Source organism: Streptomyces sp. NPDC059785, assembly GCF_042732375.1.
In the GTDB taxonomy this organism is placed as follows: Bacteria; Actinomycetota; Actinomycetes; order Streptomycetales; family Streptomycetaceae; genus Streptomyces.
Genome location: NZ_JBHWHV010000074.1, coordinates 18066 through 44759, shown reverse-complemented (window position 1 = coordinate 44759; position 26694 = coordinate 18066). Strand labels below are relative to the sequence as shown.

Annotated in this window: 25 protein-coding genes and 1 rRNA gene; 20 read left to right on the top strand and 6 right to left on the bottom strand. The window is 71.0% G+C overall.

Going from position 1 to position 26694, the window contains the following annotated elements:
- The 10 genes from rrf to ACFV6E_RS37255 all read left to right on the top strand — a co-directional run.
- A 5S ribosomal RNA gene (rrf, locus tag ACFV6E_RS37300) occupies positions 1-91 on the top strand; the annotation flags it as partial.
- Positions 92-217: 126 nt separating this feature from the next.
- Positions 218-862 (top strand): HAD family hydrolase, encoded by a 645-nt coding sequence (locus ACFV6E_RS37295; RefSeq protein WP_385166158.1) that lies wholly within the window; start codon positions 218-220, stop codon positions 860-862.
- A 134-nt stretch (positions 863-996) separates the two neighbouring features.
- Positions 997-1719: a VC0807 family protein gene (locus ACFV6E_RS37290; RefSeq protein ID WP_385467792.1), complete on the top strand. Its 723-nt coding sequence runs from the start codon at positions 997-999 to the stop codon at positions 1717-1719.
- A 106-nt stretch (positions 1720-1825) separates the two neighbouring features.
- Positions 1826-3079, top strand: a complete 1254-nt coding sequence (locus ACFV6E_RS37285; RefSeq protein WP_385467789.1) for an MFS transporter — start codon at positions 1826-1828, stop codon at positions 3077-3079.
- Positions 3030-4202: an acetoin utilization protein AcuC gene (locus ACFV6E_RS37280; protein ID WP_385166162.1), complete on the top strand. Its 1173-nt coding sequence runs from the start codon at positions 3030-3032 to the stop codon at positions 4200-4202. Before ACFV6E_RS37285 ends, ACFV6E_RS37280 begins: the two co-directional genes overlap by 50 nt.
- Positions 4203-4556: 354 nt before the next feature.
- Positions 4557-5372, top strand: coding sequence for a phosphatase (locus ACFV6E_RS37275; protein ID WP_385166164.1), 816 nt, complete (start codon positions 4557-4559; stop codon positions 5370-5372).
- 129 nt (positions 5373-5501) lie between these two features.
- On the top strand, positions 5502-5714 hold the full coding sequence (locus ACFV6E_RS37270) for a helix-turn-helix domain-containing protein (protein ID WP_004984898.1): 213 nt from the start codon (positions 5502-5504) through the stop codon (positions 5712-5714).
- A 161-nt stretch (positions 5715-5875) separates the two neighbouring features.
- On the top strand, positions 5876-5974 hold the full coding sequence (locus tag ACFV6E_RS37265) for a 30S ribosomal protein bS22 (protein WP_003948845.1): 99 nt from the start codon (positions 5876-5878) through the stop codon (positions 5972-5974).
- A 487-nt stretch (positions 5975-6461) separates the two neighbouring features.
- Entirely contained in the window at positions 6462-7523 is a 1062-nt protein-coding gene (locus ACFV6E_RS37260) for an NAD-dependent epimerase/dehydratase family protein (protein WP_385166166.1), read from the top strand.
- A gap of 14 nt (positions 7524-7537) precedes the next feature.
- Complete coding sequence (locus ACFV6E_RS37255; protein ID WP_385166168.1) at positions 7538-8617, top strand: lysophospholipid acyltransferase family protein; 1080 nt, start codon at positions 7538-7540, stop codon at positions 8615-8617.
- A gap of 123 nt (positions 8618-8740) precedes the next feature.
- Here ACFV6E_RS37255 and ACFV6E_RS37250 read toward each other — a convergent pair whose 3' ends face one another.
- From ACFV6E_RS37250 to ACFV6E_RS37240, 3 genes are all read right to left on the bottom strand, one after another.
- Positions 8741-9967, bottom strand: a complete 1227-nt coding sequence (locus ACFV6E_RS37250) for a DUF5667 domain-containing protein (protein WP_385467787.1) — start codon at positions 9965-9967, stop codon at positions 8741-8743.
- A gap of 290 nt (positions 9968-10257) precedes the next feature.
- Entirely contained in the window at positions 10258-11085 is an 828-nt protein-coding gene (locus ACFV6E_RS37245; protein WP_385166172.1) for an ECF subfamily RNA polymerase sigma factor, BldN family, read from the bottom strand.
- A gap of 823 nt (positions 11086-11908) precedes the next feature.
- On the bottom strand, positions 11909-12853 hold the full coding sequence (locus tag ACFV6E_RS37240) for an HAD family hydrolase (RefSeq protein ID WP_385166174.1): 945 nt from the start codon (positions 12851-12853) through the stop codon (positions 11909-11911).
- Between the two features lie 195 nt (positions 12854-13048).
- Here ACFV6E_RS37240 and ACFV6E_RS37235 point away from each other — a divergent pair, with 195 nt between their 5' ends.
- From ACFV6E_RS37235 to ACFV6E_RS37215, 5 genes are all read left to right on the top strand, one after another.
- Positions 13049-13360, top strand: coding sequence for a glutaredoxin family protein (locus ACFV6E_RS37235; protein WP_385166176.1), 312 nt, complete (start codon positions 13049-13051; stop codon positions 13358-13360).
- A gap of 406 nt (positions 13361-13766) precedes the next feature.
- Complete coding sequence (locus tag ACFV6E_RS37230; RefSeq protein WP_385166178.1) at positions 13767-14522, top strand: redox-sensing transcriptional repressor Rex; 756 nt, start codon at positions 13767-13769, stop codon at positions 14520-14522.
- Positions 14519-16312 (top strand): glutamyl-tRNA reductase, encoded by a 1794-nt coding sequence (locus tag ACFV6E_RS37225; protein WP_385166180.1) that lies wholly within the window; start codon positions 14519-14521, stop codon positions 16310-16312. The genes ACFV6E_RS37230 and ACFV6E_RS37225 overlap by 4 nt, the downstream gene beginning before the upstream one ends.
- Positions 16309-17307: a hydroxymethylbilane synthase gene (gene hemC / locus ACFV6E_RS37220; RefSeq protein ID WP_385166182.1), complete on the top strand. Its 999-nt coding sequence runs from the start codon at positions 16309-16311 to the stop codon at positions 17305-17307. The genes ACFV6E_RS37225 and hemC overlap by 4 nt, the downstream gene beginning before the upstream one ends.
- Entirely contained in the window at positions 17304-19082 is a 1779-nt protein-coding gene (locus ACFV6E_RS37215) for a uroporphyrinogen-III synthase (protein ID WP_385166184.1), read from the top strand. The genes hemC and ACFV6E_RS37215 overlap by 4 nt, the downstream gene beginning before the upstream one ends.
- A gap of 62 nt (positions 19083-19144) precedes the next feature.
- On the opposite strand, the gene ACFV6E_RS37210 is transcribed toward ACFV6E_RS37215, so the two are convergent.
- The 3 genes from ACFV6E_RS37210 to ACFV6E_RS37200 all read right to left on the bottom strand — a co-directional run bounded on the left by ACFV6E_RS37210 (position 19145) and on the right by ACFV6E_RS37200 (position 20544).
- Complete coding sequence (locus ACFV6E_RS37210) at positions 19145-19306, bottom strand: hypothetical protein (RefSeq protein WP_385467784.1); 162 nt, start codon at positions 19304-19306, stop codon at positions 19145-19147.
- A gap of 180 nt (positions 19307-19486) precedes the next feature.
- Complete coding sequence (locus ACFV6E_RS37205) at positions 19487-19702, bottom strand: DUF397 domain-containing protein (RefSeq protein ID WP_385467781.1); 216 nt, start codon at positions 19700-19702, stop codon at positions 19487-19489.
- Positions 19699-20544 (bottom strand): helix-turn-helix domain-containing protein, encoded by an 846-nt coding sequence (locus ACFV6E_RS37200; protein WP_385166189.1) that lies wholly within the window; start codon positions 20542-20544, stop codon positions 19699-19701. The genes ACFV6E_RS37205 and ACFV6E_RS37200 overlap by 4 nt, the downstream gene beginning before the upstream one ends.
- Positions 20545-20684: 140 nt before the next feature.
- Here ACFV6E_RS37200 and ACFV6E_RS37195 point away from each other — a divergent pair, with 140 nt between their 5' ends.
- The 5 genes from ACFV6E_RS37195 to ACFV6E_RS37175 all read left to right on the top strand — a co-directional run bounded on the left by ACFV6E_RS37195 (position 20685) and on the right by ACFV6E_RS37175 (position 26694).
- A complete protein-coding gene (locus tag ACFV6E_RS37195; protein WP_385166191.1) occupies positions 20685-21152 on the top strand; it encodes an ATP-binding protein in 468 nt (155 codons plus the stop codon).
- Between the two features lie 306 nt (positions 21153-21458).
- Positions 21459-22403, top strand: a complete 945-nt coding sequence (locus tag ACFV6E_RS37190) for a helix-turn-helix domain-containing protein (protein WP_385467778.1) — start codon at positions 21459-21461, stop codon at positions 22401-22403.
- Complete coding sequence (locus tag ACFV6E_RS37185; RefSeq protein WP_385166195.1) at positions 22396-22743, top strand: hypothetical protein; 348 nt, start codon at positions 22396-22398, stop codon at positions 22741-22743. The genes ACFV6E_RS37190 and ACFV6E_RS37185 overlap by 8 nt, the downstream gene beginning before the upstream one ends.
- 57 nt (positions 22744-22800) lie before the next feature.
- Positions 22801-23793: a porphobilinogen synthase gene (hemB, locus tag ACFV6E_RS37180; protein ID WP_385467775.1), complete on the top strand. Its 993-nt coding sequence runs from the start codon at positions 22801-22803 to the stop codon at positions 23791-23793.
- A gap of 117 nt (positions 23794-23910) precedes the next feature.
- Positions 23911-26694 carry a hypothetical protein gene (locus tag ACFV6E_RS37175; RefSeq protein WP_385467772.1) on the top strand — a complete coding sequence of 928 codons (2784 nt, stop codon included), beginning with the start codon at positions 23911-23913 and terminating at the stop codon, positions 26692-26694.

The following is a 26694-nucleotide window of genomic DNA, read 5'->3' as shown; positions in this document are numbered from 1 at the left end:
GCCCGGTTACATTCCGAACCCGGAAGCTAAGCCTCACAGCGCCGATGGTACTGCAGGGGGGACCCTGTGGGAGAGTAGGACGCCGCCGAACTAATTTTAGTAAAGACAGAAAGCCCCCGCCCGGGTTGACCGGTGCGGGGGCTTTCTGCATTTCAGAGAGTCATTGGGACTGTTATTGAGCCGCCTCCCGTCGCGGCGTCTCCCATAAGCTCAAGGTATGCGCTACGACCTGGTGATCTTCGACAACGACGGTGTCCTCGTGGACAGCGAGCCCATCTCGAATACGCTCCTGGCCGCGTATCTCACCGAGCTGGGGCACCAGACGTCGTACGAGGATTCCCTGCGCGACTACATGGGTGCGGCGATGCACCGGGTGCACGATCTCGTACTGGAGCGGACCGGGGAGCGGTTGCCCGAGGACTTCGACGACGTCTTCCACGCGAGGGTGTTCGCCGCTTTCCAGCGTGAGCTGGAGCCGGTCGCCGGGGCCGTGGACGTACTGGAGAAGCTGGCCGCGGACGGGGTGCCGTACTGCGTGGCGTCCTCGGGAAGTCATGAGCGGATTCGGGTCGGGCACCGGAAGACCGGGCTCGACCGGTGGTTCGACGACGGGCGGATCTTCAGTTCACAGGACGTGGGGCGGGGGAAGCCGGCGCCGGACCTGTTTCTGCACGCGGCCGAGCGGATGGGCGTACCGCCGGAGAAGTGTGCCGTGGTCGAGGACAGCCCGCTCGGGGTGCGGGCGGCGAACGCGGCCGGGATGGACGTGTACGGGTTCACGGCCATGACGCCCGCCGAGAGGCTGTCCGGGGCGACCCAACTGTTCGGCGACATGAGCCAGTTGCCCGACCTGCTGCGATGACGACCGTCGGGCGACGGCACTGACATTTGTCACGGCCGACTACGGACGATCGTTTCTACTGCGACCAGGGGCCCGGACGCGAAGCTGAGTACACCGAAACGGGACGTACACAGCGACGACGGAGGGACCCGATCATGAGCCTCACGGCCACCGAGACCAGCACCGAGGTTGCTGCCCCCATCACCACCGGCACCGGCACCGGTAAGGGTGGGGCGCGGCAGAGCTTCCTGCCGCTGGTCGTGGACGTGGCGCTGCCGCTGGGGTCGTACTACCTCCTGAAGAGCGGGTTCGGGATGAGCACCGTGGCGGCGCTCGGCTGGAGCAGCGTGGTGCCGGCGGTGCGGACCGGGTGGACCGCGGTGAAGGACCGGCGGCTGAACGGCCTGGCCGCGCTGATCCTCATCGTCAACGTCGCCGGGCTGCTGATGAGCTTCGTGACCGGTGACCCGCGGCTGATGCTGGCCAAGGACAGCGCGGTCAGCAGCGTGGTCGGCATCGGCATTCTGCTCTCCGTGAGGCTCGGCAAGCCGATGATGACGACGGTGCTGGCGCCGTCCGTCACCAAGGGGAGCGCGGCCAGGACCGAGGCGTGGGAGCGGCTGCTGAACGGTTCGGCACGCTTCCGGCGGGCTGAGCGCACCTTCTCCACCGTCTGGGGCGTCGCCCTGCTGACCGAGTGCGTTCTCCGTGTCGTGGGGGCTTACACGATCCCGGTCGACACGATGGTCTGGCTCGGTTCGGTCGTCATGGTCGTCACGATCGTGGGGGCAGTGCTGGTCAGCGGTGGACTGGCGGTGGTGCCGATGAAGATCATGCTGGAGAACGAGCTCACGGACGGGCCTGTCGAGGCCAAGTGACCGCCGCGGCGCCGCGCGACAGGGCACGGCGCCGCGCCGAAACTGAACACAATTCACCTTCGGCTTGATCTATTCACCGCAGGACCGGGGCCCTACGCTCGCCGCCATGACAGATGAGCTGCGGCGCGGCAGGGCCTCTCTGGCGTTCAGCTTCTTCGCCCAGGGCGTCGCCTTCGCCCTCCTCGTGACGCGTATCCCGGCCATCCAGGACCGGTACGGGATATCCGACGCGCTGCTGCCCGTCTTCCTCGCGGCCGTGCCGATCCTCGCCGGTGTGGGCAGCGTCTGCACCGAGCGGCTGGTACGGCGGGCCAGACCCAGCCGCGTACTGAGGTGGTCGCAGCCGGTCGTGCTCCTGGCACTGCTCGGGGTGGGGGCCGGCGACCAGGTGGCGGAGGTCGCGGTCGCGCTGGCCGCCTTCGGTCTGGCGGTGGGCGGCCTCGACTCCTCCATGAACATGCTCGGCGTGAGCCTCCAGCGACAGTACGGGCGGAGCATCATGCTGGGCTTCCACGCCGCGTACAGTCTGGGCGGCATCCTGGGAGCGTCGCTGGCGTGGGCGGGCGCCCACTGGCATCTTTCGCTCTTCGTGTCGTACCTGCCGGCGGTGGCCGTACTCCTGCCGGCGGCGCTGCTGGCCAGCAGGTGGTACGTAGACGGAAAAGCCGTCTCTGACCCGCCCCCCGACCTCACCCCCGATCCCACGCCCGATTCACCATCCGCCTCCCTCCCCGCCCCCGACACCGTCGTCTTCAAGATCCTGCTGCCGCTCTGCCTGGTGATGACGTTCGCGTACATCGGGGACTCGACGGTCTCCAACTGGAGCGCGAAGTACCTCGACGACGTGCTGCACAGTTCGGAGCAGCTGGCGACCGTTCCGTACAACGTCTACATGGTCACGACGCTGCTGGGACGGGCGCTCGGCGACTTCGGGGTGCGGCGGTTCGGGGCGGTGGCCGTGGTGCGGGCGGGTGCGCTGGTGGCGGCGCTCGGGTTCGCGGTGGTGGCGGTGGCGCCTGGGGCGTGGGTGGGGATGCTGGGGTTCACGCTGCTCGGGCTGGGTCTCTGCGTGCTGGTGCCGCAGACGTTCGCGGCGGCCGGACGGCTCTTCCCGGGGGCGTCGGACGCGGCGGTCGCGCGGCTCAACATCTTCAACTACGTGGGTTTTCTCATCGGATCGCCGCTGGTGGGAGCGCTGGGCGACGCGTGGAGCTACCGCGGCGCCATGCTCGTACCGATGGTGCTGATCCTGCTGACCCTGAGATACGCCAGGTCGTTCGGCGCCGAACCGGACCGATACGGTGACGGGCATGAGCGGTCGCGCACAGCTGATGTGGGACGAGGCAGTAACGGGCTATGACTTCGGGCCCGGTCACCCGATGGACCCGGTGCGGCTCGCGCTGACCCGGAAGCTGGTCGGGGCGTTCGGGCTCGACCGGGAGACCGGGGTGGTCGCGGCGAAGCCGGCCGGGGAGTCGACGCTGCGGCTCGTGCACCGCGAGGACTATCTGGCGGCGGTACGGGCGGCGTCGCTGAACCCGGCCGCGGCGGACGCGTCGTACGGGCTCGGTACGGTGGACGATCCGGCCTTCGCGGGGATGCACGAGGCGTCCGCGCTGATCGCGGGGCAGTCCGTGGGGGCGGCCGAGGCGGTCTGGCGCGGGGACGCGCTGCACGCGGTGAACTTCACGGGCGGCCTGCACCACGCGATGCCGGGCGGCGCCTCCGGGTTCTGCATCTACAACGACGCGGCCCTCGCGATCGCGCGCCTCCTCGAACTCGGGGCGGAGCGGATCGCGTACGTGGACGTCGACGTGCATCACGGGGACGGTGTGCAGGCGGCGTTCTGGGAGGACCCGCGGGTGCTGACCATCTCGCTGCACGAGCATCCGCGGACGCTGTTCCCGCAGACCGGCTGGCCGGAGGAGACGGGCGCGGACTGCGCCGAGGGCTCGGCGGTGAACGTCGCGCTGCTGGCGGGGACCGGGGACGCGGGCTGGCTGCGCGCGTTCCACGCGGTGGTACCCGAACTGATCGCCGACTTCCGGCCCCAGGTGCTGGTCACCCAGCACGGCGCCGACACCCACTTCGAGGACCCGCTCGCGCATCTGGCCGTGTCGCTGGACGCGCAGCGGGCCGTGCAGGTGGCCTGTCACGAGCTGGCGCACGAGCACGCCGGCGGCCGGTGGGTCGCGCTCGGCGGCGGCGGGTACGCGGTGGTGGACGTGGTGCCGCGATCATGGACGCACCTGGTCGGGATCGCGGCGGGACGCCCGATCGAACCCGAGACGGTGATCCCCGAGGGCTGGCGCCAGGAAGTCTTCGCCCGTACGAGGCAGTTGGCACCGATGCGGATGACCGACGGCCGGTGGCCGGTGACCTGGCAGGACTGGGAGTCCGGCTACGACCCGGCGGACCGCTTGGACCAGGCGGTACTGGCCACCCGCCGCGCGGCGTTCCCCCTACGGGGACTGCTGGCGTAACCCCGCCGCAGCCCCGCGCGGCGAGGCCCTGCTCGCGCCCGGGCCTCAGCCCTCGCGCTGCCGCAGCCGCGTATGCACGGAAGGGGCCGTGCCGGTACATCAAATGCCCGTCGATTGCGTGGTCACCGGAGAGGTCGCACAAGATCCCTGCCTGGCGACCGCGCAATCGACGGGCGGATGTACCGGCGCGGCCCCGACCCGCCCCCGGCAGGCGCACCAGCCCCCACCGCCCGCACCGGCCCGGAAGACGACGCACCACCGGCAGGTGCAAGACCCGCAGCATCGTTACGCCAACGGTGGGGTGTTCGACGATTCCCCGGGTGGACCGGGCCCGCATGCGCCAGCATCGCTCCCGTGTTGAGCACCGGAGCATTGCGTGCCCACCTGCTGGCAGCCCGCCTGGCCGGCCCCGTGGCCACCCCGCGCGAGAAGAGCCTGCGCAGCTATCGGCTCTTCGCGGCCCGCGACCCCCGGGTACTGATCGGCATCGACCCGGAGTGGACCTGGCGCCAGGGCGACCTGATCGAGCTGATGGCCGACAAGTGCGGGGTTTCCGCCGACCCGCGCTGCACCTCGGGGCATGATGTGATCGACCCCGAACGTACGCTGACCGCCCTGCACGCCTTCGCCGAACGCCTCGCGGAAGCCGCCCGGCGCAGGGCCCCCGTACTCCTCGGGACCGGACATCCGCACCGGCTGATCGGTTTCTACGCCGCCTTGGCGGACGCCCTCTCGGCGGCCGGATGTACCGTCCTCACCCCGGCGCAGGGCGACCGTGTCGACATAACGACCCGGTTCGGTCTACGCACGTACAACCTTGACTACGTACGAGGAGTCGCGCTGGTGCGCGAGCCCGGCGCGCAGCTCCCTGGGCGCGCGACCGGCGCGCACACACACTCTCCCCTCCCGATTCGTACCGCGCTGGCCGCCGCAGCGGAGGCCGGAGGACCGCTTCCCGAGCTGGTCGTCGGAGACCACGGCTGGGTCTGCGGGGCAGGTCAGCTGGGGTTCGAGGCCATCGGTCTGGGGGATACGGACGATCCGGCCCTCTTCGTCGGCGAGGCAGAGGGGCGAGTGTCCGTCGTCGTTCCACTTGATGACGCTGTGCGGTCTGATTACTACCGACCGCTTACTCGCTATGTACTCAATCGAGCGTGTCTGTCACAGTAGGCCGCCGATGGCAGCTCCTCTTCCCCACTCGCATCACCCGCCCCTACTCTGGGGAGTGAGCACGCAACGACGAAGTGTCACCGGAAGGGGAAGCCGGTGGCCGTCGAGTGCGGAAGGTTCAGGTGTGTCATGGCTGCAGCTGGCGAGAGGCCTCTGAACGAGGTTCAGTTCCTTACCGTGGCGGAAGTCGCCTCGGTGATGCGAGTGTCGAAGATGACCGTGTACCGACTGGTGCACAGCGGTCATCTGCCGGCGATCCGGGTGGGCAGGTCCTTCCGGGTGCCGGAGCAAGCGGTTCACGAGTACCTCCGCGAGAGCTACGTGGGGGTGGAGACCGCCTGACGGCGTTCCGCGGGATCCCCGGAAGGCCTTCGCGGCCCTCCGGGGATTCCCCGGTTCACCTCGATTACGACCTCAGCGCTCGGGCGGGTAGGCTAGCCCCTCGTAGGTCGTGTGGGCCCCGGCGCCCAGCACCGAGTGAAGAGAAGTGAGCGAGGGTAGTCGTGGGCTCTGTTATCAAGAAGCGGCGCAAGCGGATGGCGAAGAAGAAGCACCGCAAGCTGCTCAAGCGCACTCGCGTTCAGCGTCGTAACAAGAAGTAAGGCCGCGTCCCGCTCCCGCGGGGCTCGCCCTTGCGCTTGTACGACCGCTGCGACAGCGCGCTCTGTGGCCTCCCGCCGCTGGTGGGAGGCCACAGTCATACCCGGTCACCGACCACGCACCGGTCACCGACCACGCACCGGTCCCTGACCGCACCGGTCACCGACCACGCACTGATCGCCGGACACGGCCCGCACGCCGCGACAAGCGGATCCGGCCGAATCCGGCCGAATCCGGCGGTCTCCCGGAGGCCTCCCGGCGGTGTCCCGGAGGCCTCCCCGGGGCCGTCCTCCCCAACGGCTCCCGGACGTCCGGACATGCGGCAAATGGCTTGGTCCGATCGCACATCCGGGGCTGTCGTCACTTCGTGCATCGGGCGGTCATCACAGCGCAACATCGACCCGCTAAGTTGGCCGCACACGGGGAACGCGGCACAGGGTACGCACAGACGCACAGACGCGATCGAGGCCTGGAAGGAAGGCGCTGATCTTGGGAAAGGTCGTGCTCGTGACCGGAGTGGCCCGTCAGCTGGGGGGCCGGTTCGTGCGTCGGATCCAGCGTGATCCGCAGATCGACCGGGTGATCGCCGTGGACGCGGTGCGCCCCGAGCACCATCTCGGCGGTGCCGACTTCGTCCAGGCCGACATAAGGCAGCCCACGATCGCCCGGGTACTGGCCGAGCACTCCGTCGACACCGTCGTCCACATGGACGTCACCGGCACCCCGCTCGGCAGCGGCAGCCGGACCACGGTCAAGGAGACCAACGTCATCGGCACCATGCAGCTCCTCGGTGCCTGCCAGAAGTCCCCGACGGTCAAGCGCCTCGCCGTGAAGTCCAGCACCAACGTGTACGGCTCCGCGCCGCGCGACCCGGCCGTCTTCACCGAGACGACCCCGCCGAAGTCGCTGCCCAGCGGCGGCTTCGCCAAGGACACGGTGGAGGTCGAGGGCTACGTACGCGGCTTCGCGCGCCGCCGCCCCGACGTCGCGGTGTGCGTGCTGCGGTTCGCCAACATCCTGGGGCCGAGCGCGGACTCGCCCCTCGCGTCGTACTTCTCGCTGCCCGTGCTGCCGACCGTGCTCGGCTACGACCCGCGGTTGCAGTTCGTGCACGAGGACGACGTCATCGACGTGCTGCGGGTGGCCTCGCACGAGCCTGAGCGCGGCACGCTCAACAGCGGCACGTTCAACATCGCGGGAGACGGCGTCCTGCTGCTCTCGCAGTGCGCGCGGCGGCTCGGCCGGCCCACGGTGCCGCTGCTGCTGCCGGCGGTGAGCTGGGTGGGCACGGCGGTGCGTACGCTGGGCATGACCGACTTCTCGCCCGAGCAGCTGCGGCTGCTCACCCACGGCCGGGTGGTCGCGACGGACCAGATGCGCGAGACCCTGGGCTTCCAGCCGAAATACACGACCGCGGAGACTTTCGCGGACTTCGTCCGCAGCCGGGGACCCGGGCTCCTGCCGCCTGAGGCCCTCGCCGGGGCCGTCGACCGGATCGCCGCGCTGCCCGCCCTGGGCGGCGGCAACCCCCCGACGCAGAGCGCCAACTGAGGAGCGCATCAACAATGGCGGACGCCAAGGTCATTCCGTTCGACGACGACCGGTCGCGTGGCGGTGCTGTGCAGCGCCCGCCGCGCCGCCGCAGCGGGGGGAGCCGGCGCAAGGGCGAGCCCGCGGTGGTGCGTGAGGTCCAGCCCCTGCCGGGCCGGACGCACACGCAGGATGATGTCCTTGTGACGCAGGAGAAAGCAGAGGCGCCGGAGCAGGCACCGGCGCGCGACGGCGGCCTCGAGCGACGGTTCGCGGACGGTCTGGAACGACGGATCGCCGGCGGCCTGGCCTTCCTGCGCCGACGGCTCACCGGCGACTACGAGGTCGACGAGTTCGGTTACGACGCCGAACTCACCGAGCAGGTCCTGATGTCCCTGATCCGCCCGGTGTACGAGAAGTACTTCCGGGTCGAGGTGAAGGGCATCGAGAACATCCCGTCCGAGGGCGGAGCGCTGCTGGTCGCGAACCACTCCGGGACGCTGCCGCTGGACGGCCTGATGATGCAGGTCGCCGTGCACGACAACCATCCGGCGGGCCGTCATCTGCGGCTGCTCGCCGCCGACCTGGTCTTCATGCTGCCCGTGGTGAACGAGCTGGCCCGCAAGGCCGGGAACACGCTCGCCTGCGCGGAGGACGCCGAACGGCTCCTGGAGCGCGGTGAACTGGTCGGTGTGATGCCCGAGGGCTTCAAGGGCATCGGCAAACCGTTCAGCGAGCGCTACAAACTCCAGCGCTTCGGCCGCGGCGGTTTCGTCTCCACGGCGCTGCGGCAGGGCACCCCGATCATCCCGTGCTCGATCGTGGGTGCGGAGGAGATCTACCCGATGATCGGCAACGCGAAGACGCTGGCCCGGCTCCTGGGCTTCCCGTACTTCCCGATCACGCCGACGTTCCCGTGGCTCGGCCCGCTCGGCGCGGTGCCGCTGCCGACGAAGTGGACGATCCAGTTCGGCGAGCCGATCCGCACCGACGGCTATCCGCCGGAGGCGGCGGAGGACCCGATGCTGATGTTCAACCTGACGGACCAGGTCAGGGAGCAGATCCAGCACACCCTGTACAAACTGCTGGTGCAACGCCGCTCGGTGTTCTTCTGAGTTCTTCTGACCCTCGCCACCACACGCCGCCCGCGTCGCGACAACGCACCGTCACAACGCTGAGGGCGCCCCCTATCACGGAGCGCCCCAACGTTGTGCCGTATGCCCGATGCCGTACGTGCCCTACTTGGCGTCCTCCCCGTCGATGCCCAGGCCGGGAAGCAGACCGGGCAGGAGCGGGGGCAGGGTGACGTCCGGCTCGGTGTTCGCGCTGGAGCGGCCGGCCGACGGGGAGGAGGAGCTCGTCTCGTCCCGGGGCGGGTCGAGCAGACCCCCCGTGTTGCCGCCGAGGAGGCTGTCGCCGCCGCTGTCGGACGTCGACGGCTTGGGCTTGCCGCCGGCGGTGTGGCTCTCCCCGGGCCCGCGGCTCGCGCTGGGGGCGGGGTGCTCGGTGTCGGAGGAGCCGGTGGAGGCCGCACCGGAGCCGTGTTCGCCACTGCCGCCCTGCTCGGGGGAGTGCGGCAGCAGTGAACGCAGCGGGCCGACCTCTTGCTCTATGGCGTCGAAGACCGACGAGACCTGCTCGCTGACGTCGCCGAGCTGGACGGGCAGCCGGTCGCGCATCGAGCCCCAGACCTTGCGGTGCGACTGGGAGAAGCTGGAGAGGGCCTGGATCGGGGCCAGCGATCCGTCCCGCTCGTACGCCTCGTGGAGCAGGCGGTGGCCTTCGGAGGCGTCGTGCTGCATGCCGGACAGGGCGCGGCGGATCTCGCCGAGCACCTCGTGGTCGAGCGGGCCGGAGCGGTCCCGCTCCATCAGCCGGCTCGCCTCGCTCAGTCTGGTGGAGGCCTGGTCGAGGTAGAGCTCTCCGCGGTCGCTGTCGCCCTTGGCCAGCCCCAGCTTGAAGTCCTCCATGCCGCGCTTGAGGCCGTAGAGGGAGTCACCGGGGAGGGCGTCGGAGCTGGCGGCGGCTACGCCGCCGAAGGCTCCCGCGGCCACTCCGACGGTGAGCCCGCCCGCGGCCAGTCCTTTGGACAGCCGGGATCTGGGCCGTAGCTTCCCCAGTCCGGTCGCCCGGTGGGCGCCCCGGCCTCTGGGGGCCCGCTGCTCGGGTACCGAAGGGTCCGTCGCTTCGCCTCCCGGGGCCTCGCCCTCCAGCAGCATGGCCTCCATCGCGGCCACGAGCCGGGCCCGCTGGACGACCTTGACCTCGGGGTCAAGCTCCGGCTTGGGCAGCTCGCCGAGACCGGTGGCGAGGGCCAGCATGCGGCCCCGCTCGGTCCGATCCGCGGCGGCCGGTGGCGGTGCCGGGTCGTCCGGCTGCTCGGCCGCCGTGCCCCGGTCGGACTGCTCCTCCAGGGCCTGGGCGAAGGCGTTCGCCCGCCGGTGTGCCGATACGTTCGCGATCACTGGCGGCACCTCCTCTCGTCATGACGGTCGACTCCCCAGGGGGTCCTGAGGGTTGCACGCACAGCGCGCATCCACACGATCGAGTGATCGGGAATGGCGAGGGCGTGACCACAGGGAGCCTGTATCCCGCACAACGAGCGGCGCGGCACTTGGGTTACGGACGACAGCCGAGGGGACCGTGAAGGCAACACACGTCGACGCACGGTCAGTTGACCGTCGCCGGGTGTACGAGGCCCGCCGGGTGCCGCTGACGGGTGTCAGCGGGCGTCAGCAGCAGGTGCCGGCGGGCGTCAGCGGGCGTCGTCCGGGAGGAGCCGGGCGAGCGTGCGCACGGCTCGGTACTGGAGGGTCTTGATGGCACCCTCGTTCTTGCCCATCACCCGCGCGGTCTCGGCGACCGAGAGTCCTTGCAGGAAGCGCAGTGTCACGCACTCCTGCTGCTGGGGGTTGAGGCGGCGCACGGCGTCCAGGAGGGCCGCGTTGGACAGCGACTCCAGGACGGATTCCTCGGGGCTGCGCTCCACCTCGTTGGCGTCGAGCATCTCGCCGGTGGTGACTTCCAGCCGGAAGCGGCTCGACTTGAAGTGGTCGGCGACCAGATTGCGGGCGATGGTCACCAGCCAGGCGCCGAAGTCGCGCCCCTGCCAGGTGAACGTGCCGATGCGGCGCAGGGCCCGCAGAAAGGTCTCGCTCGTGAGGTCCTCGGCGGTCGCCTTGCCGCCGACGCGGTAATAGATGTAGCGGTACACGGTGTCGCTGTACTGGTCGTACAGGCGTCCGAAGGCGTCGGCCTCACCGGCCTGGGCGCGCTCGACCAGCGCCATCATCCGGGCGCTGTCGCTGTCCGCGGCGGGACGGCGTGCGGTGGGCGTGGCGGCGGACCGGCCTCGTCTGCCGGCCTCCCGCCCTTCGCCCGACCGCCGGCCCCCGACGACGGCGCTGCGCGCCGAACCTCGCTCGATACCGTCGGTCAGTGCGTAGCAGGGGCTGGTGGGCGCGGCGGAGACAGCGAGGGCGGGGACGGCATACGCGGTGGGGACGAAGTCGCGCAGCCGGTCGAGGACCGTTGCGCGCAGCGTAGCCAGGCCCGAGGCGTCAACCCCGACGTGTGGGTACACGGGACTCCCAGAGGCAGAGCTTCCATCACGTGCAGTACCGGACCGTTCACCCGTCGTAGCGACCGGTGGAGTCCGTCATGCGTTTGAGGAGAATAACGCTTCGTACAGGGAGCGCTACACCCAGTTGCTCAAATCATCGATTACGTCGCTTCTGTTACTGATCGACGCCTGATCAAGTGCCGGATTGTGAACGGTTCTTGATCGAATCGCTTCGCTTTCCGTCTGGGTGCGGGGCGTGTTGTGGCCGGGTACGAGCGTGGTGACTGGCGGCGGCGCCGGACGGGTAGGACTGCCGGATTGCCAGGTCACGGCCATGACACGGGTTCGCGGAACCTGTGTTCGCGTACGGCGGGTACACCGCGTCTCGAGGGTCGCGGGGACGAGACGGCCGGGGAACGCTCATTCGGCGGCGGCTCACTTGGCGGTGGCGGGTCCGTCGGTTGCGCTCGCGGGGGCCGGTGACGACTGCGACGGCCGGGCGTACGGGCGCGGGCGGCGTGTGCCGCCCGCGCGGGAGGGACAAGGTCGGCGACGGCCAGTGGAGCGAACGCGGAGCGATCGCGCTCGGTGAGCCGAGGTGCGGCGGTCGAAGCGCGAAGGCGCGGAATTGCGAAGGCGCGGCAACGCGGGGCTGTGAAGGCGCGGAGTTGCGAAGGCGCGGCAACGCGGGGGTGCGGAGGTGCCGGAGGTGTGGCAACGCGTGGCTGTGAAGGTGCGGCAACGCGGAGGGTGCGGTGACGCGGGTGTGCGAACGCGCGGCGACGCGGGCGGGTGAAGACGCGGTGAGGTGGGCGTGCGAAAACGCGTACCGGATGCGGACGCGTCAGCGGCGTCGGCGGCTGATCGCGATCGCCGCCGCCGTGCCGCCCGCCACCGCCCCGACCCCCGCCGCGGCCGGGATACCGACCTTGGCGGCCTTCCGGGCGGTGCGATAGTCGCGCAACCGCCAGTCCGAGGCGCGGGCGTGCTTGCGCAGCTTGGCGTCCGGGTTGATCGCGTACGGGTGGCCGACCAGCGAGAGCATCGGGATGTCGTTGTGCGAGTCGCTGTACGCGGCGCAGCGCGAGAGGTCCAGGCCCTCGGCCATGGCCAGGGCGCGTACCGCCTCCGCCTTCGCCGGGCCGTGCAGGGGCTCGCCGACCAGCTTGCCGGTGTAGACGCCGTCGACCGACTCGGCGACGGTGCCCAGGGCGCCGGTGAGGCCGAGCCGGCGGGCGATCACCGTGGCGATCTCCACGGGGGCGGCCGTGACCAGCCACACCTTCTGGCCGGCGTCCAGGTGCGCCTGGGCCAGCGCGCGCGTGCCGGGCCAGATCCGCTCGGCCATGTACTCGTCGTAGATCTCCTCGCCGATCGACATCAGTTCGGCGACGCGGTGGCCCTTGACGATGGAGAGTGCGGAGTCCCGCGCCTCCTGCATGTGCTCCGGGTCCTCCACGCCCGCGAGCCGGAACCAGGCCTGCTGCCAGGCGAACCGGGCGAGATCGCGCGTCTCGAAGAACTTCCGCTTGTACAGGCCGCGCCCGAAGTGGAACAGCGCGGCACCTTGCATCACGGTGTTGTCGAGGTCGAAGAAGGCGGCGGCCTTGTCGTCGCCGAGCACGGGGAACTGGGGTTCCTCCGGGGCGGAGTCGGGCTCGGCTGCGGGCGCGAGGCCCTCCAGCTCCTGGGAGGACTTGCGCGCTGCCTCAGCCGAGGCCTCGCCTGCCAACACGCTCCGCGCCGTGGCGGAGCGCCTACGGGGAGTGAGCCATCCGAGAGCGGCCATGTCGTGAGCATAGCCAGTCTGTTCGGTCGTTCCGGAGTCGAGAGGATGCGGGGCTGTGAACTCTCCGCGACCGCGTCGTAAAGCGGCGATCCGATCCGCGAGCCGATCGGCGCGCCGGGCGCACATCGGCGCGGGTACGGGACCGGTGGACCGCCCGCGGCCGGGGCGGGGCAGCGCGGGCGCCGTGGGGCGAGAATGGCCGACATGAGCCCCATGTTCCGGCGCAGTGACCGCCGTACGGAGAAGACGGACGGGACCGAGGCGGCGAAGGGCCGGCTCGTCACGTTGATCAGGAAGCCCGGATGTCATTTGTGTGATGACGCACAGGCGGTGATCGAGAAGGTCTGCGCGGAGCTCGGCGTGGCGTGGGAGCAGAAGGACATCACGCAGGACGAGGAACTGCACCGCGCGTACTGGGAGCAGATCCCCGTGGTGCTCGTGGACGGCGCGCAGCACACGTTCTGGCGGGTGGACGAGGGGCGGCTGCGCCGGGCGCTGACGGCCTGAGCGGCCGGGCGTCCAGGGGTGTCCGGAGGTGTACGGAGCGGTCAGGACGGGCGCCGGCTCGCGAGGCGTTCCGCGCCCCGTACGTTTCCGGCTTCCGTGGCCGAACCGTGGCCTGACTGAGTAGTCCAAGTGGTCCGGAAAGTCGCTTAGGATCGAGGGTCGACTGGTCGCGGGGGGCGGGATGCGTTGAGGAGAGTGTGCGGTTTTGCCCCCTTCCGGAGTGGAACGAAGGTGCCTGTGCGCCGGTTCCCCGCGCCTGCGCCGGGGGCGCGTGACCCCGGTCACGTTGGCCGGGCAAATCGGACACCATCTTTGTGCACGCGTTCACAAAGACATAGCCTGCATTCGACGGGGCGGTCCGGGGACGTATGACCGCCCGCAGCCCCGCTCTACCCGCAGGAGCACCGTGGCAACTGGCCGAACTCACCGACCGGCGACCCGCAGCCGAGGAATCCCCGAGGCCACCGTCGCCCGTCTTCCGCTGTACCTCCGAGCCCTCACCGCACTGTCGGAGCGCTCGGTACCCACGGTCTCCTCCGAGGAGCTCGCGGCCGCCGCGGGGGTCAACTCCGCGAAGCTGCGCAAGGACTTCTCCTACCTCGGCTCCTACGGGACCCGCGGGGTGGGCTACGACGTCGAGTATCTCGTGTACCAGATCTCCCGCGAGCTGGGGCTGACCCAGGACTGGCCGGTTGTGATCGTAGGTATCGGCAACCTCGGCGCCGCCCTGGCCAACTACGGCGGGTTCGCCTCCCGCGGCTTCCGGGTCGCCGCGCTGATCGACGCCGACCCCGCGATGGCCGGAAAGCCCGTGGCGGGCATCCCGGTGCAGCACACCGACGACCTGGAGCGGATCATCGACGACAACGGGGTGTCGATCGGCGTGATCGCGACCCCCGCCGGCGCGGCCCAGCAGGTCTGCGACCGGCTCGTCGCCGCCGGGGTCACCTCCATCCTCAACTTCGCGCCGACCGTCCTGTCCGTCCCGGACGGCGTCGACGTGCGCAAGGTCGATCTCTCGATCGAACTCCAGATCCTCGCCTTCCACGAGCAGCGCAAGGCCGGCGAGGAGGCCGCGGCCGACGCCGGGACCGCCGTCGCGCCCGGCCAGGACTCCGGGAAGGGACCCGACGGGGACGTCCCCGCGGTGATGCCGGCATGAGTCTCCTCGTCGTCGGGCTGAGCCACCGCAGCGCTCCGGTCAGCGTCCTGGAGCGGGCCGCGCTGTCCGCGGACACGCAGGTCAAGCTCCTCCAGGACACCCTCGCCGCCGAGCCGGCCGCCGAGGCCGCCGTGCTCGCCACCTGCAACCGCATCGAGCTGTACGCCGACGTGGACAAGTTCCACGCGGGCGTCGCCGAGCTGTCCACGCTGCTCGCCCAGCACAGCGGCGTCGGCCTCGACGAGCTGACGCCGTACTTGTACGTGCACTACGAGGACCGGGCCGTCCACCATCTGTTCTCGGTGGCCTGCGGCCTCGACTCCATGGTCGTCGGCGAGGGCCAGATCCTCGGCCAGATCAAGGACTCCCTCGCCACCGCGCAGGAGCTGCACACCGCGGGCCGGTTGCTGAACGACCTGTTCCAGCAGGCGCTGCGGGTCGGCAAGCGGGCGCACTCGGAGACCGGGATCGACCGCGCGGGCCAGTCCCTGGTGACCTTCGGCCTCGAACAGCTCGCCGCCGGTGCGGCCGTGGAGGCCTGGGCCAAGGGCAAGCGGGCGCTGGTCATCGGCGCCGGGTCGATGTCCTCGCTGGCCGCCGCGACGCTGGCGCGCGCCGGTGTCGCCGAGGTCGTCGTCGCCAACCGGACCCTGGAGCGCGCCGAGCGGCTCGCCCGGATCCTGTCCGAGGGCGACGACACGGACGTACGGGCCCGTGCGGTGCCGATGGACTCGGTGGCGGCCGAGCTGACACGTGCCGACGTCGCGGTCTCCTGTACGGGGGCCACGGGGCTCGTCCTCACGGCCGACGCGATCTCCGCCGCGGTGGAAGGGCGTACGGGAGTGGCCGCGGGAGCGGCTCCGTCCGGGGCCGGGGTGCCTCTCGAAGCTCCGGCCGGGGCTCCGGCGGACGAGGTGCTCGCACCCACCAGCATCGGCAGCGAGGACGGGTGTCCGCTCGACCTGTCCGCCGTGCAGGCCACCGCCGGGTTCTCCGTACTGGGTGAGGCCGCCGTCGCCGGAATGGCCGCCGCCGAGCTCGAGCAGCACGCCGCCTGGGTCGACAAGGGTGCCGTGCGCACCGGCGCGGGAGCCGGCACGGCTGACACGGGTGCGGTGGGCACCGGTGCGGGAGCCGGCACCGCCGACCCGGGCACCGTCGAGGCCGCCGACGCCGAGCTCATCGCCGCCCTGGCCGCCACCGCGGCCGGTGCCGGGCGGATCCCTGAGCGCCGCAGGCCCGAACCGGTCGCCGAAGCCGCCCGTCCCGCGCCCGTGCTCTCACTGCTCGACCTCGCGATGCCCCGCGACATCGACGCCGCCGTGCACCGGCTGCTCGGCGTCCGGCTCGTCGACATCGAGTCGCTCGCCGAGGCCTCGGCCGACGCGCCGATGGCCGCCGACGTCGACCAAGTGCGCCGGATCGTCGCCGACGAGGTGGCCGCCTTCGGCGCCGCCCAGCGCGCCGCGCACATCACCCCCACCGTCGTGGCGCTGCGCACCATGGCCGCCGACGTCGTCGCGAGCGAGATGGCCCGCCTGCACGGGCGGCTGCCCGGCCTCGACGACAAGCAGCGCGGGGAGATCACCCAGACCGTGCGGCGCGTCGTCGACAAGCTGCTGCACGCGCCGACCGTACGGGTCAAGCAGCTCGCCGCCGAGCCCGGCGGCGCCGGGTACGCGGACGCGCTGCGGACCCTGTTCGACCTGGACCAGGAGACGGTCGCCGCCGTCTCCCGGGCCACCCAAGACATCAGTACCGAGAACGCCGAGAACCGAGGGCGAGCATGAGTGAGGCACGTGAGCCGCAAGGGCGCGCCGCCCGGAACACCGGAGGGGCGCTGAGGCTCGGGACCAGGCGCAGCAAGCTCGCCATGGCCCAGTCCGGGCAGGTGGCGGACGCCGTCAGCCGGGTGACCGGGCGGCCCGTCGAGCTCGTCGAGATCACCACCTACGGCGACACCTCCCGCGAGCAGCTCGCGCAGATCGGCGGCACGGGCGTCTTCGTGACCGCGCTGCGCGACGCGCTGCTGCGCGGCGAGGTCGACTTCGCCGTGCACTCCCTCAAGGACCTGCCGACCACGCAGCCCGAGGACCTCGCGCTGGCCGCCGTGCCGGTGCGCGAGGACCCGCGTGACGTGCTCGTCGCCCGCGACGGGCTGACCTTCGGGGAGCTGCCCGCCGGTGCGCGCGTCGGTACCGGTTCGCCGCGGCGGATGGCGCAGCTCAACGCGTACGCCCGTGACCACGGGATGGCGATCGAGACCGTCTCCATCCGCGGGAACGTCGACACCCGGATCGGGTTCGTGCGCAGTGGGGAGCTCGACGCCGTCGTGCTCGCCGCCGCCGGACTCAACCGGATCGGCCGGATCGGGGAGGTCACCGACTTCCTCGCGGTCGACACTGTTTTGCCCGCCCCCGGCCAGGGGGCCCTCGCGATCGAGTGTGCCGCGGACAACGCGGACCTCGTCGCCGCGCTCGGCGAGCTCGACGACCCGTTCACCCGGGCCGCCGTGACCGCCGAGCGGTCCCTGCTCGCCGCCCTGGAGGCCGGTTGCAGCGCACCCGTGGGTGCACTCGCCGACGTCCTGGCCGACGGGCAGATTGTCAAGGAAATGCGCCTGCGGGGCGTCGTCGGCACGACCGACGGCTCGTCGCTGGTGCAGTTGTCCACCACCGGTCCCGTGCCCGAGACATACGACCAGGCGACTGCGCTCGGCCGTGAACTCGCCGCCGAGATGCTTGCCAAGGGCGCGGCCGGTCTGATGGGGGAGCGAGCACTTTGAGCCCCACCAACCTTCCCGCCCCTCCGGAACACGGGCACGTCACCTTCCTCGGTGCCGGACCCGGGGATCCGGGACTGCTGACGCTGCGCGCCGTGGAGGCGCTGGCCAACGCGGACGTCCTCGTCGCCGAGCACGAGGTGCTCGACGTCGTCCGCACGCATGCCAGGCAGAGCGTCGCCGTACTGAACACGGACGCGTCCTTCGGAGCGTCCGGGTCGTCCGGCGCGCCGCCGGGTGTGTCCTCGGGCGCTGCCTTGGGCTCTCCCGTGGGTGCCTCTTCGGGGGCGCGCTCGGGTGCGGGCACGCCTCAGCTCACGGTTGTTGACGGTGCGTCAACAACCGTTGAGGCCCCCGTGTTGAGGGATGCGGCCAATCTTGTCATGGAGGCCGCGCGGGGCGGCAAGCGGGTCGTGCGTGCGGTGTCCGGGGACCCCGGGCTCGACACGTACGCCGCCGAGGAGATGCTGGCCTGCGCCGCCGCCGGGGTGCCGTTCGAGGTCGTGCCCGGTGTCGCCGCGGCCGTCGGGGTGCCCGCGTACGCGGGTGTTCCGCTGCGGGACGCGCAGGGTGCCGATGTGCGGTTCGTGGACGCGCGTACGGCCTCCGACCGGTGCTGGACCGAGGTCGGGGCGTCGGACGGGACCGTCGTCGTGTCCGCCACGCTCGACTCCGTGAGCGCGGCGGCGGGTGAGCTGGTGGCCGCCGGGCGCAAGCCCGATACGCCGCTGAGCGTCACCATCGCCGGTACGACGACCCGGCAGCGGACCTGGTCCGCGACGCTCGGGACGATCGCGCAGACGCTGAAGCAGGCCAAGGTGCTGCCCTCGCCCGACGGCGGGCGGCCGGTGATAGCCGTGGTCGGTGAGCGTTCCGCCGCCGCCCAGCGCGACCAGCTGTCCTGGTTCGAGTCCAAGCCGCTGTTCGGCTGGAAGGTGCTCGTGCCGCGGACGAAGGAGCAGGCGGCGTCGCTCTCCGACCAGTTGCGCTCGTACGGTGCGGTGCCGCACGAGGTGCCGACGATCGCGGTCGAGCCGCCGCGGACGCCGCAGCAGATGGAGCGGGCGGTCAAGGGCCTGGTGACCGGGCGGTACGAGTGGATCGCCTTCACCTCGGTCAACGCGGTCAAGGCCGTGCGGGAGAAGTTCGAGGAGTACGGGCTCGACGCGCGGGCCTTCGCCGGGATCAAGGTCGCGGCGGTGGGTGAGCAGACGGCGAAGGCGCTGGTCGCCTTCGGCGTGAAGCCGGATCTGGTGCCGAGTGGTGAGCAGTCGGCTGCGGGGTTGCTGGAGGACTGGCCGCCCTACGATCCGGTCTTCGACCCGATCGACCGGGTGTTCCTGCCGCGGGCCGACATCGCCACGGAGACGCTGGTCGCCGGGCTGATCGAGCTGGGCTGGGAGGTGGACGACGTCACGGCGTACCGGACCGTGCGGGCGTCGCCGCCGCCGGCCGAGACGCGTGAGGCGATCAAGGGCGGCGGGTTCGACGCCGTGCTGTTCACGTCGTCGTCGACCGTGCGGAACCTGGTGGGCATCGCGGGGAAGCCGCACAACGTGACGGTGATCGCGTGCATCGGGCCCGCGACGGCGAAGACGGCCGAGGAGCACGGGCTGCGGGTCGACGTGATGGCTCCGGAGCCGTCCGTGCACAAGCTGGCGGAGGCGCTGGCGGACTTCGGCGCGCGGCGCCGTGCGGCGGCGGTGGAGGCGGGGGATCCGGTGACTCGGCCGAGCGAGCGGCGGCCGGGGTCTCGTAGGCGGCGGACGACAACCTGATCTGAGCTGAGGCGGTGGCGAGTGCGGGGCGTGCTCTTCGAGTGCGCCCCGCGTCCTTGTGGTTACGAAGCCGCCGTCCGCAGCTTCTGGAGCCGGGCGAACAGTTCGCCTTTCCGGGCCCTGCGCACGGTGTTCTCGGTCACCGTGATGCCCGCGGCTTGCAGTTCCTCACGCGCCTGGCGCATGCGGGTCTCTTCGTCGATCTTCATCGTCGTGTCGGCCATGCCTTTCTCTGCCGGTATCCCGCCGGGGCGCCTGCTCTTTGGTCGTGGGTCGGGGCCGCGCCGGTACATCCGCCCGTCGCTTACGTGGTCGCCCCGGAGATGTCCGGTTCAACTCCGACGGTGACCACGCAAGCGCCGGGCATCTGATGTACCGGCACGGCCCCTTCCGCGCGTACGCGGCTAACGGTCAGTGGTTTCAGCGGTTGCGTACGGCAGGAAGGACGCCCAGGTGGTGGGGGAGAGGGCGAGGCGGGGGCCGTCGGGGACCTTTGAGTCACGGATCAGGATGTGGCGCGGGGCTGTCGCCACCTCCACGCAGTCAGGCCCGTCAGATGTGCTGTAGCTGCTTTTTATCCACTCCGACTTGGCGTCGGCTGCGTAAGCCTTGAGCGTCATGTCTTCTTTTCTCCCAGCACGTTTTCGATGAAGGTCAACGACTCCTGTGGGCTCAGTGCCTGGGCTCGGAGGGCTCCGTAGCGGATGTCGAGGACCGTCGTTTCCTTGGGGTCGGTCATCACTCGGCTCTTGAGGGGTGCTTCGCTGAACGCAACTGTGGCGCCGTCCTTGAGCCTGAGAAGTCTGAACGAACCGTCGGTTCCTGAGTTCTCCTCACAGTCCAGCGGTAAAACCTGGAGGTCGACATTGCGTTGCTGCCCTACCTCCAACAACCGTTCGAGCTGCTGTTGCAACACAAGCTTGCCCCCGATGGGCCTGCGCAACGTCGACTCGCACTGCACGAAGCTGAAAACGCGCCGCCCCGTCAGGGGGTCGAGAACCTCCTGACGCGCCAAGCGGGCTGCGACCTGCTCCTCGACCTCGTCCTTGGTGAACCCTGGCCGACGGGCGCCGTAGAGACCCCTCGCATACTCCTCCGTCTGCAACAACCCCTGCACGACGGAGTTGTTGTAGGCGCACAGCTCGACCGCCTCCGCCTCCAGTTTCTTGAGGTCCCGCACCTTCTTCGGATACCGGACCTCCGCCACGTCCTGCTTCAGTGCCGCGATCCGGCCGCCCGCCGCCAGCGCTTCGTCGGCCTGGTCCAGGTACTCGGGGCGGGGAATGCGCCGCCCCCGCTCCACGCAGGAGACCTGTTCCTCGCCGTAGCCGATCGCCGCGCCGAACTCGGCCTGGGTGAGGCCGGCCGACTCACGCCACAGCTTCAGCTGTCGCGCGACCGTGCGTAGTACGGCTCCCGCCTCGTCGTCTTGGTCACGTAGTCCCGCGTCCCACTCGTTCACGTCCGCCGCCTCCCGCCGGGCACCCGCGGTTCAACCCCTGGCGTGCGGGTTACGTCACCCCGTGCGGCCCGGACGGAACCGGGCACCGTACGGGCAGCCACTGTCCGCACGAGCTGCCTCTCTTCACAGGCTACGCACGGGTGGACACGCTGAGTGATGTGAAACAGCAATTCAACTATTCCCATCAGCAGTTCTCCGTTCCGCTCTCCGCCACGCGTCGTGGTGCCCGTCTCGCCCGGTTGCTGGCGGTCGAGCAACTGCGAGAGTGGCGGCTGCCGTTGGACCCGGCGCGGCTCGTGGTGGCGGAGTTGGCGGCGAACGCGGCGCTGCACGGGCAAGTCTCCGGGAGGGACTTCCGTCTCGTCCTCTTCGTCACCGCGTCCGGCGCGCTGCGCATCGAGGTGACTGACACGCGCGGTGATCGTCTGCCCACCCGGGTGCGTCAGGGAGATGGCGCTGAGCTCGCGGAGTGCGGTCACGGTCTGTTGCTTGTCGAGGAGTTGGCGGATCGATGGGGGGTCATGTGGGGGCCGGTGCCGTGCAAGACCGTGTGGGCGGAGATCGATCCCGATCTCGGTCTGGATCTTGGTTCCGGCCCCTGCCGATAGGCCCCCTACCGGGGCCCGGAAACACGGGACCCGGTGGTGCGGACGCCGGAGCTGCGGGCGGTAAAAGACCAAAGAACCTGGGGAAAGAACCCTCCCAACCGGACCAAACCCCGCCTACGTCACTCGGGCGGGTGAAAGGGGTCTGTGCGGCTGGCGCGCGGGCCGTACGGCCGTGCAGTCTCGGCCTCGGACGACGACTTCGTACGACTCCGCGTGCCGCAACCGCGTACCGCAAAAGCAACGGCCCTCGCCGGGACTGCAATCCCAGTGCGAGGGCCTACCAACGAGGAAGCAGAACCTTCCCCCATGGCTGAGCAGAAGCTTATCCCTGCCTCGTGTCCGCGTCAGGGCGTTCGGCGCACCGCCGCCCGATCCGGTGTCACCCACGTACGGACGTACCAACCCGACCGGTACTCGATCATCGGCAACCACCTCGCCCAGCACCGCCAGTTGTCGCTCACCGCGATCGGGCTCGCCGTGCACATCCTGTCGCTGCCGGACGGCGCCGCTTCCGACATCCGTACGCTCGCCGCCCACTTTCCGGAAGGGCGCGACCGCATCGCCTTCGCGCTGCGGGAGCTGGAGGGGGCAGGCTACATCGAGCGGGTACGGGAACGGGTCGCCGACGGGCGGGTGATCACGCGGACGTACGCCCACGAGGTGCCGGGGGAGCCGGGAAGGCCCGGGAGGCCGGTGGTCGCCGCCGTTGCCGTGGCCACTACGGCTGTCCCGGCCGCACCAGTGGCGTCGCCGGCTGCGGCCGTACCAGCGACACCGGCCGCACCTGCCGAGCCCGAACCGCCGGCCCGGGATCCCGCGCCTGATGCTGTCGAACCCGCCCCGCCCCGCAGCGAGCACCATGACGAGGCCGAAGCCCTCCTCATCGGTCTGCGCCGGACCGACGACCGCTTCACCCTGTCCCGGCGCGACGTACGGCACCTGGTGCCCGCTGCCGTCGCCTGGTTCGAGAACGGGGCCAGCCGGACGGCCGTGCAGCACGCCCTGACCGCTGACATCCCCGCGCACCTGAGACATCCGAAGCGCTTCCTGGCCTACCGCTTGGCGGCACTGTTGCCGCCACCTGTGCCGTTCCTGCCGGAGAAGGCCATCGAGGTCATGCGCCCGCAGGCCGAGCCGCCTCCCTGGTATCCCCTGGTGATTTGTGCCGGTGGCTGTACGCGCCCCTTCCGTGCCCCGGAGGGCACCTGGTGCCGGGACTGCCGAGCCCGGAGGGACGAATCCCGTGACTGAGCCCGTGACCGACGAGATGATGCGCGCGGCCTACTGGCACGCCTACGCCTCGCTCATTCAGATGTCGTCCCTCCTGGAGACGCTCATGGCCGAGCGGACGGGCGGGGACGGCGTGGAACCGCACGCCGGTGCCGCGCTGTGGGCGGTGCGGCTCGCAGCCGTCGTTCTGCGCCCCGCCGTGGACGGCGCGCCGGCACCGCCCTTCACCGATGACAGCGACCGGCTCCTGTACCTGGCCGGTCAGTGGCGTGACGCCGCTTTCGGCCTTGGCGAGTTCGCCCAGCCGCCTGTCGTGCTGCGGCTCGTCGAGGACGGCGAGGGACGACACGGCGAGGGGTAGGGCGGGGCCGACTGCGCGTCGGCAAAGGCACGTGTGGGGCGGGCGTAGCGTGGAGGTATGACGAAGTACGGATCCTTCCCCGGTACGCGGCCGCGGCGGCTGCGTACGTCGCCTGTGATGCGGCGCATGGTCGCCGAGACCCGGCTGCACCCGGCCGACTTCATCCTGCCCGCCTTCGTGCGGGAAGGGGTCAGCGAGCCTGTGCCGATCGCTGCCATGCCTGGGGTCGTGCAGCACACGCGGGACAGTCTGAAGAAGGCGGCCGCGGAGGCGGTGGAGGCGGGGGTCTCCGGGATCATGCTCTTCGGGGTGCCCGAGGATGCGAAGAAGGATGCCGCCGGGACGTGCGGGACCGATCCGGAGGGGATTCTTCAGGTCGCGCTCCGGGATGTGCGAGGTGAGGTCGGGGACGAGTTGCTTGTCATGTCTGACCTCTGTCTTGACGAGTTCACCGATCATGGGCACTGCGGGGTGCTCGATGAGCACGGACGTGTCGACAACGACGCCACCCTCGAGCGGTACGCCGAGATGGCTCAGGTGCAGGCCGACGCCGGGGCCCACGTGGTCGGGCCCAGCGGGATGATGGACGGGCAGATCGGGGTCATCCGCGATGCCCTGGATCAGATCGGGCGCGAGGACGTGGCCGTTCTCGCCTACGCGGTCAAGTACGCCTCCGCCTTCTACGGGCCCTTCCGGGAGGCCGTCGGGTCCTCGCTCCAGGGGGACCGGAAGACCTACCAGCAGGACGGGGCCAACATCCGGGAGTCGATGCGCGAGCTGGCGCTGGATCTGGAGGAGGGGGCCGACATGGTGATGGTCAAGCCTGCCGGGCCCTATCTCGACATCCTCGCCAGGGTTGCGGAGGAGTCTGACGTGCCGGTCGTCGCCTATCAGATCTCCGGTGAGTACTCGATGATCGAGGCTGCGGCAGAGAAGGCCTGGATCGATCGGGAGAAGGCGATCCTGGAGACGCTTACCGGTATCAAGCGGGCCGGGGCGCGGAACATCCTCACCTACTGGGCCACCGAGGTCGCGCGAAACCTGCGCTGAGTGCGTGCCGGGGGCGCGTGGAGGCGGGCGCCGTGACGGGCGGGTGAGAGGACGCGTTGGTGTCGCGACCGCGCGTCATGGTGCCGGTCACCCGCCTGCGCACCCACCGGGGGTCCCGTGGAACCCGTCTTCCCGCACGCCGACCGGCTCTTCGCGCTGCTGAACCAGCTCGTACGCCGCCCGCGCAAGGGCGAGCTGCCGAGCGAGGTGCCGCACCGGGACGGCATCCCCGTACTGGGACTGGTCGGCGACCGGCAGGGGCGGCTCGCCGAGCAGATCAGGCGCGCGCTCGGGGAGGCGCAGCCGCGGCGTGTTCCGCACGAGGTCGTCTCCATGGACGAGCGGTGGGAAGAGGTCGTCCGGGAACGTCCCGACCTGGCCCCCGCCTGGCAGCGCTCCGAGCTGTGCCGCAGGGTGCTCGTCCAGCTCGCCCGGGAGTATTCCTCCGCCCGCGGCGGAGGTGACCGGCGCGTACGGTTCCGGCGGTTCGGCCTGGTCAACTGGCTGCTGGAGATGACCTCCACGGAGGACGAACCCGACTCGCAGCACGACCGGGACATGCTGCGCCGCCTGCGGGACCGGGAGTTCCAGCGCCGGCCCGTCCTCGGCCTCCTGCGCTCGCCCGGCACCGAGGTGGCGCTCCAGGGGAACGTGCCCTGGTGGGCGTACGTCCTCGGGCTGTACGTGCTGCCGCTCACCTGGTTCCGGGCCTGGCGGGTGCTGGGCGGCGAGTACCGGTGGCTGCTGCGGCAGCCGTACATGGCGCCCGGTGATCCGGGGACGTTCGCGGGGTTCGCGCTGCGGCTCACCCAGCCCCGGTGGGGGCGCGAGGACCCCGAGCAGGTCGTCAAGCTGATGGTCAACGCCTTCCTGGAGGACCTGCGGGTCGCCTACCGGCGGCGGCCCTGGCGGCGGCGCGCCGCCCGGCGCACGGCCTACTGCGTGGCGTTCCTCAAGGGCGTCGGCACGGACAACCGCGGCTGGGCGCTGGTGCGTTCGTTCGTGGACGTGCGCAACGAGACCGGCGCCTTCGACCCGCTGCTCATCGTCACCAGCTGCACGGAGGACGAGCAGCGGCGTGAGCACGATCCCGGTCGGGTGCGGGTGCGCAGTCTGGCCGAGGAGCTGACGCCGTACCAGGCGTGGTGCGAGCGGCTGCGGAGCGCGGGGCGCAGCCGCGGCGCCGACTTCTGGAAGCTGCCCGTCCAGGTGCCGGGCCCGCTCCCGGAGGGCCACCCCGACCAGGACGCCCAGCACGAGAGCTCCTCCGCGGCCCGGCGGTTCACCGTGGGACGGCCTCCGGCCTGGGCCGGGCGGGCCGCCACCGTCGGGGCCGTGACCCTCGCCCTGGCCCTGGTCGCCGCGAGCGTCGGCGGCATGGTGATCCGGGACGGCCGCTGGCAGCGCGCGCACTGCGGGCTCGAGCGCTCCGACCCCGATGCCGGGACCGTGCGGTGGGAGGAGGAGACCCGGGAGTGCGTGGGCGTCGCCCCGCACGGATTCGGCTTCGCGGTCGGCGGCGGCAAGGACGACGAGCTGCGCCGGACCTTCGAGGTGCTCGCCGCCCAGAACGAGGAGGCCGAGCGGATCCACCGGGACTCCGGGCGGCCCCTGGTCACCCTCGTCCACGTGTCGGCCATGTTCAGCGCCGCCGGCGGACAGCCCCCGAAGGCCCTGTCGTACGCGCGCGAACAGCTCCAGGGAGCGGCGAGCGCCCAGCGCAGGCAGCTCGACCAGCTCGCGGAGAACCAGCCCGTACTGCGGATCTTCCCGGCGAACGCCGGTTCCGGCATGCACCACGGGAAGAAGGTCGCCGCCATCATCGAGCGGATGAAGCGGGACGACCCCACCATCGTCGGGGTCACCGGCCTCGACGAGAGCCGCCGGGCCACCGTGGAGACGATCACCGCGCTCACCCGCGCGGGCCTGCCCATGGTCGGCACCACCCCGTCCGCCGACACCCTCGACGACGACTCCCCGCTCTACCACCAGGTCTCACCGCAGAACGAACGCGAGGCCGAGGTCGCCGCCGCCTACGCCGCGGAACTTCTGGAGAAGGGGACGTCGGGGGAGGGAGAGGGGGCCGCGGTGAAGAAGAAGGAGGTGCTGCTCCTGCACTCCGACGACCGCAGCGACGCCTACAGCCGGACCCTGTGGAAGGACGCCGTCCGGGCCTTCGGCGGGCGCGGCTTCACGGTGGTGCCGCGGGCCTTCACCCCCGACTCCCTGGCCGGCGCCTCCGCGGGCGGAGCCGGTACGCGCACGGCCGGGCGGCACGTGTGCGCGGACCCGGACCGGCTGGTGTTCTTCGCGGGACGCTCCGAGGATTTCGAGAGCGTCCTGCTGAGCGTCGACAGCATCTGCGGCACGGCCGAGCCGCACATCCTCGGCGGTGACGACGTGGCCCGGCTCGGCGCGGACGCGAAGCGGCGCGCCGAGTTCGGCCGGCTCGCCTACGACTTCCTCGACTTCACCCCCAACTCGCACTCCTGCGACGGCGCCGACAACCTCTACTCCACGATGAAGAGGCTGTTCGAGGAGGAGTGCGGGCCGTCGGCGAGCACCTTCCTCGACGGCCACGCCGCCCTCGCCTACGACGCCGTGAGCGTGTACCTCGCGGCGGTCCGCAGCCTTCAGGAGGACGCGCCCGGGATGGAGATCACCCCGCACGCCGTGTGGCGGGCGCTCGGCGGCATCCACGGGGACTCGGCCCTCGACGGGGAGAGCGGCGACGTCGACTTCGGCGGCGAGGCGGGCGGGCACACCCCGGTCGACAAGTTCATCTCCGTCCAGCAGGTCGGGGAGAAGGCCGTGCTGCGGCAGGTCGGCTTCTGCGGGCGCTGGGGGACGGAGGAACAGGAGACCTGGTGCCCCGGACTGCGCGGGTCCGGCACGCGGTAG

Excerpts from the sequence above, each read along its gene's own strand:
- ACFV6E_RS37270 (WP_004984898.1), top strand. The coding sequence starts at position 5,502 with ATGGCTGCAGCTGGCGAGAGGCCTCTGAACGAGGTTCAGTTCCTTACC.
- ACFV6E_RS37205 (WP_385467781.1), bottom strand. The coding sequence starts at position 19,702 with ATGACGCTCAAGGCTTACGCAGCCGACGCCAAGTCGGAGTGGATAAAA.
- ACFV6E_RS37280 (WP_385166162.1), top strand. The coding sequence starts at position 3,030 with ATGAGCGGTCGCGCACAGCTGATGTGGGACGAGGCAGTAACGGGCTAT.
- ACFV6E_RS37240 (WP_385166174.1), bottom strand. The coding sequence starts at position 12,853 with ATGGCCGCTCTCGGATGGCTCACTCCCCGTAGGCGCTCCGCCACGGCG.
- ACFV6E_RS37255 (WP_385166168.1), top strand. The coding sequence starts at position 7,538 with ATGGCGGACGCCAAGGTCATTCCGTTCGACGACGACCGGTCGCGTGGC.
- ACFV6E_RS37295 (WP_385166158.1), top strand. The coding sequence starts at position 218 with ATGCGCTACGACCTGGTGATCTTCGACAACGACGGTGTCCTCGTGGAC.
- hemC (WP_385166182.1), top strand. The coding sequence starts at position 16,309 with ATGAGTGAGGCACGTGAGCCGCAAGGGCGCGCCGCCCGGAACACCGGA.
- hemB (WP_385467775.1), top strand. The coding sequence starts at position 22,801 with ATGACGAAGTACGGATCCTTCCCCGGTACGCGGCCGCGGCGGCTGCGT.
- ACFV6E_RS37190 (WP_385467778.1), top strand. The coding sequence starts at position 21,459 with ATGGCTGAGCAGAAGCTTATCCCTGCCTCGTGTCCGCGTCAGGGCGTT.
- ACFV6E_RS37285 (WP_385467789.1), top strand. The coding sequence starts at position 1,826 with ATGACAGATGAGCTGCGGCGCGGCAGGGCCTCTCTGGCGTTCAGCTTC.
- ACFV6E_RS37210 (WP_385467784.1), bottom strand. The coding sequence starts at position 19,306 with ATGGCCGACACGACGATGAAGATCGACGAAGAGACCCGCATGCGCCAG.
- ACFV6E_RS37235 (WP_385166176.1), top strand. The coding sequence starts at position 13,049 with ATGGCCGACATGAGCCCCATGTTCCGGCGCAGTGACCGCCGTACGGAG.
- ACFV6E_RS37290 (WP_385467792.1), top strand. The coding sequence starts at position 997 with ATGAGCCTCACGGCCACCGAGACCAGCACCGAGGTTGCTGCCCCCATC.
- ACFV6E_RS37225 (WP_385166180.1), top strand. The coding sequence starts at position 14,519 with ATGAGTCTCCTCGTCGTCGGGCTGAGCCACCGCAGCGCTCCGGTCAGC.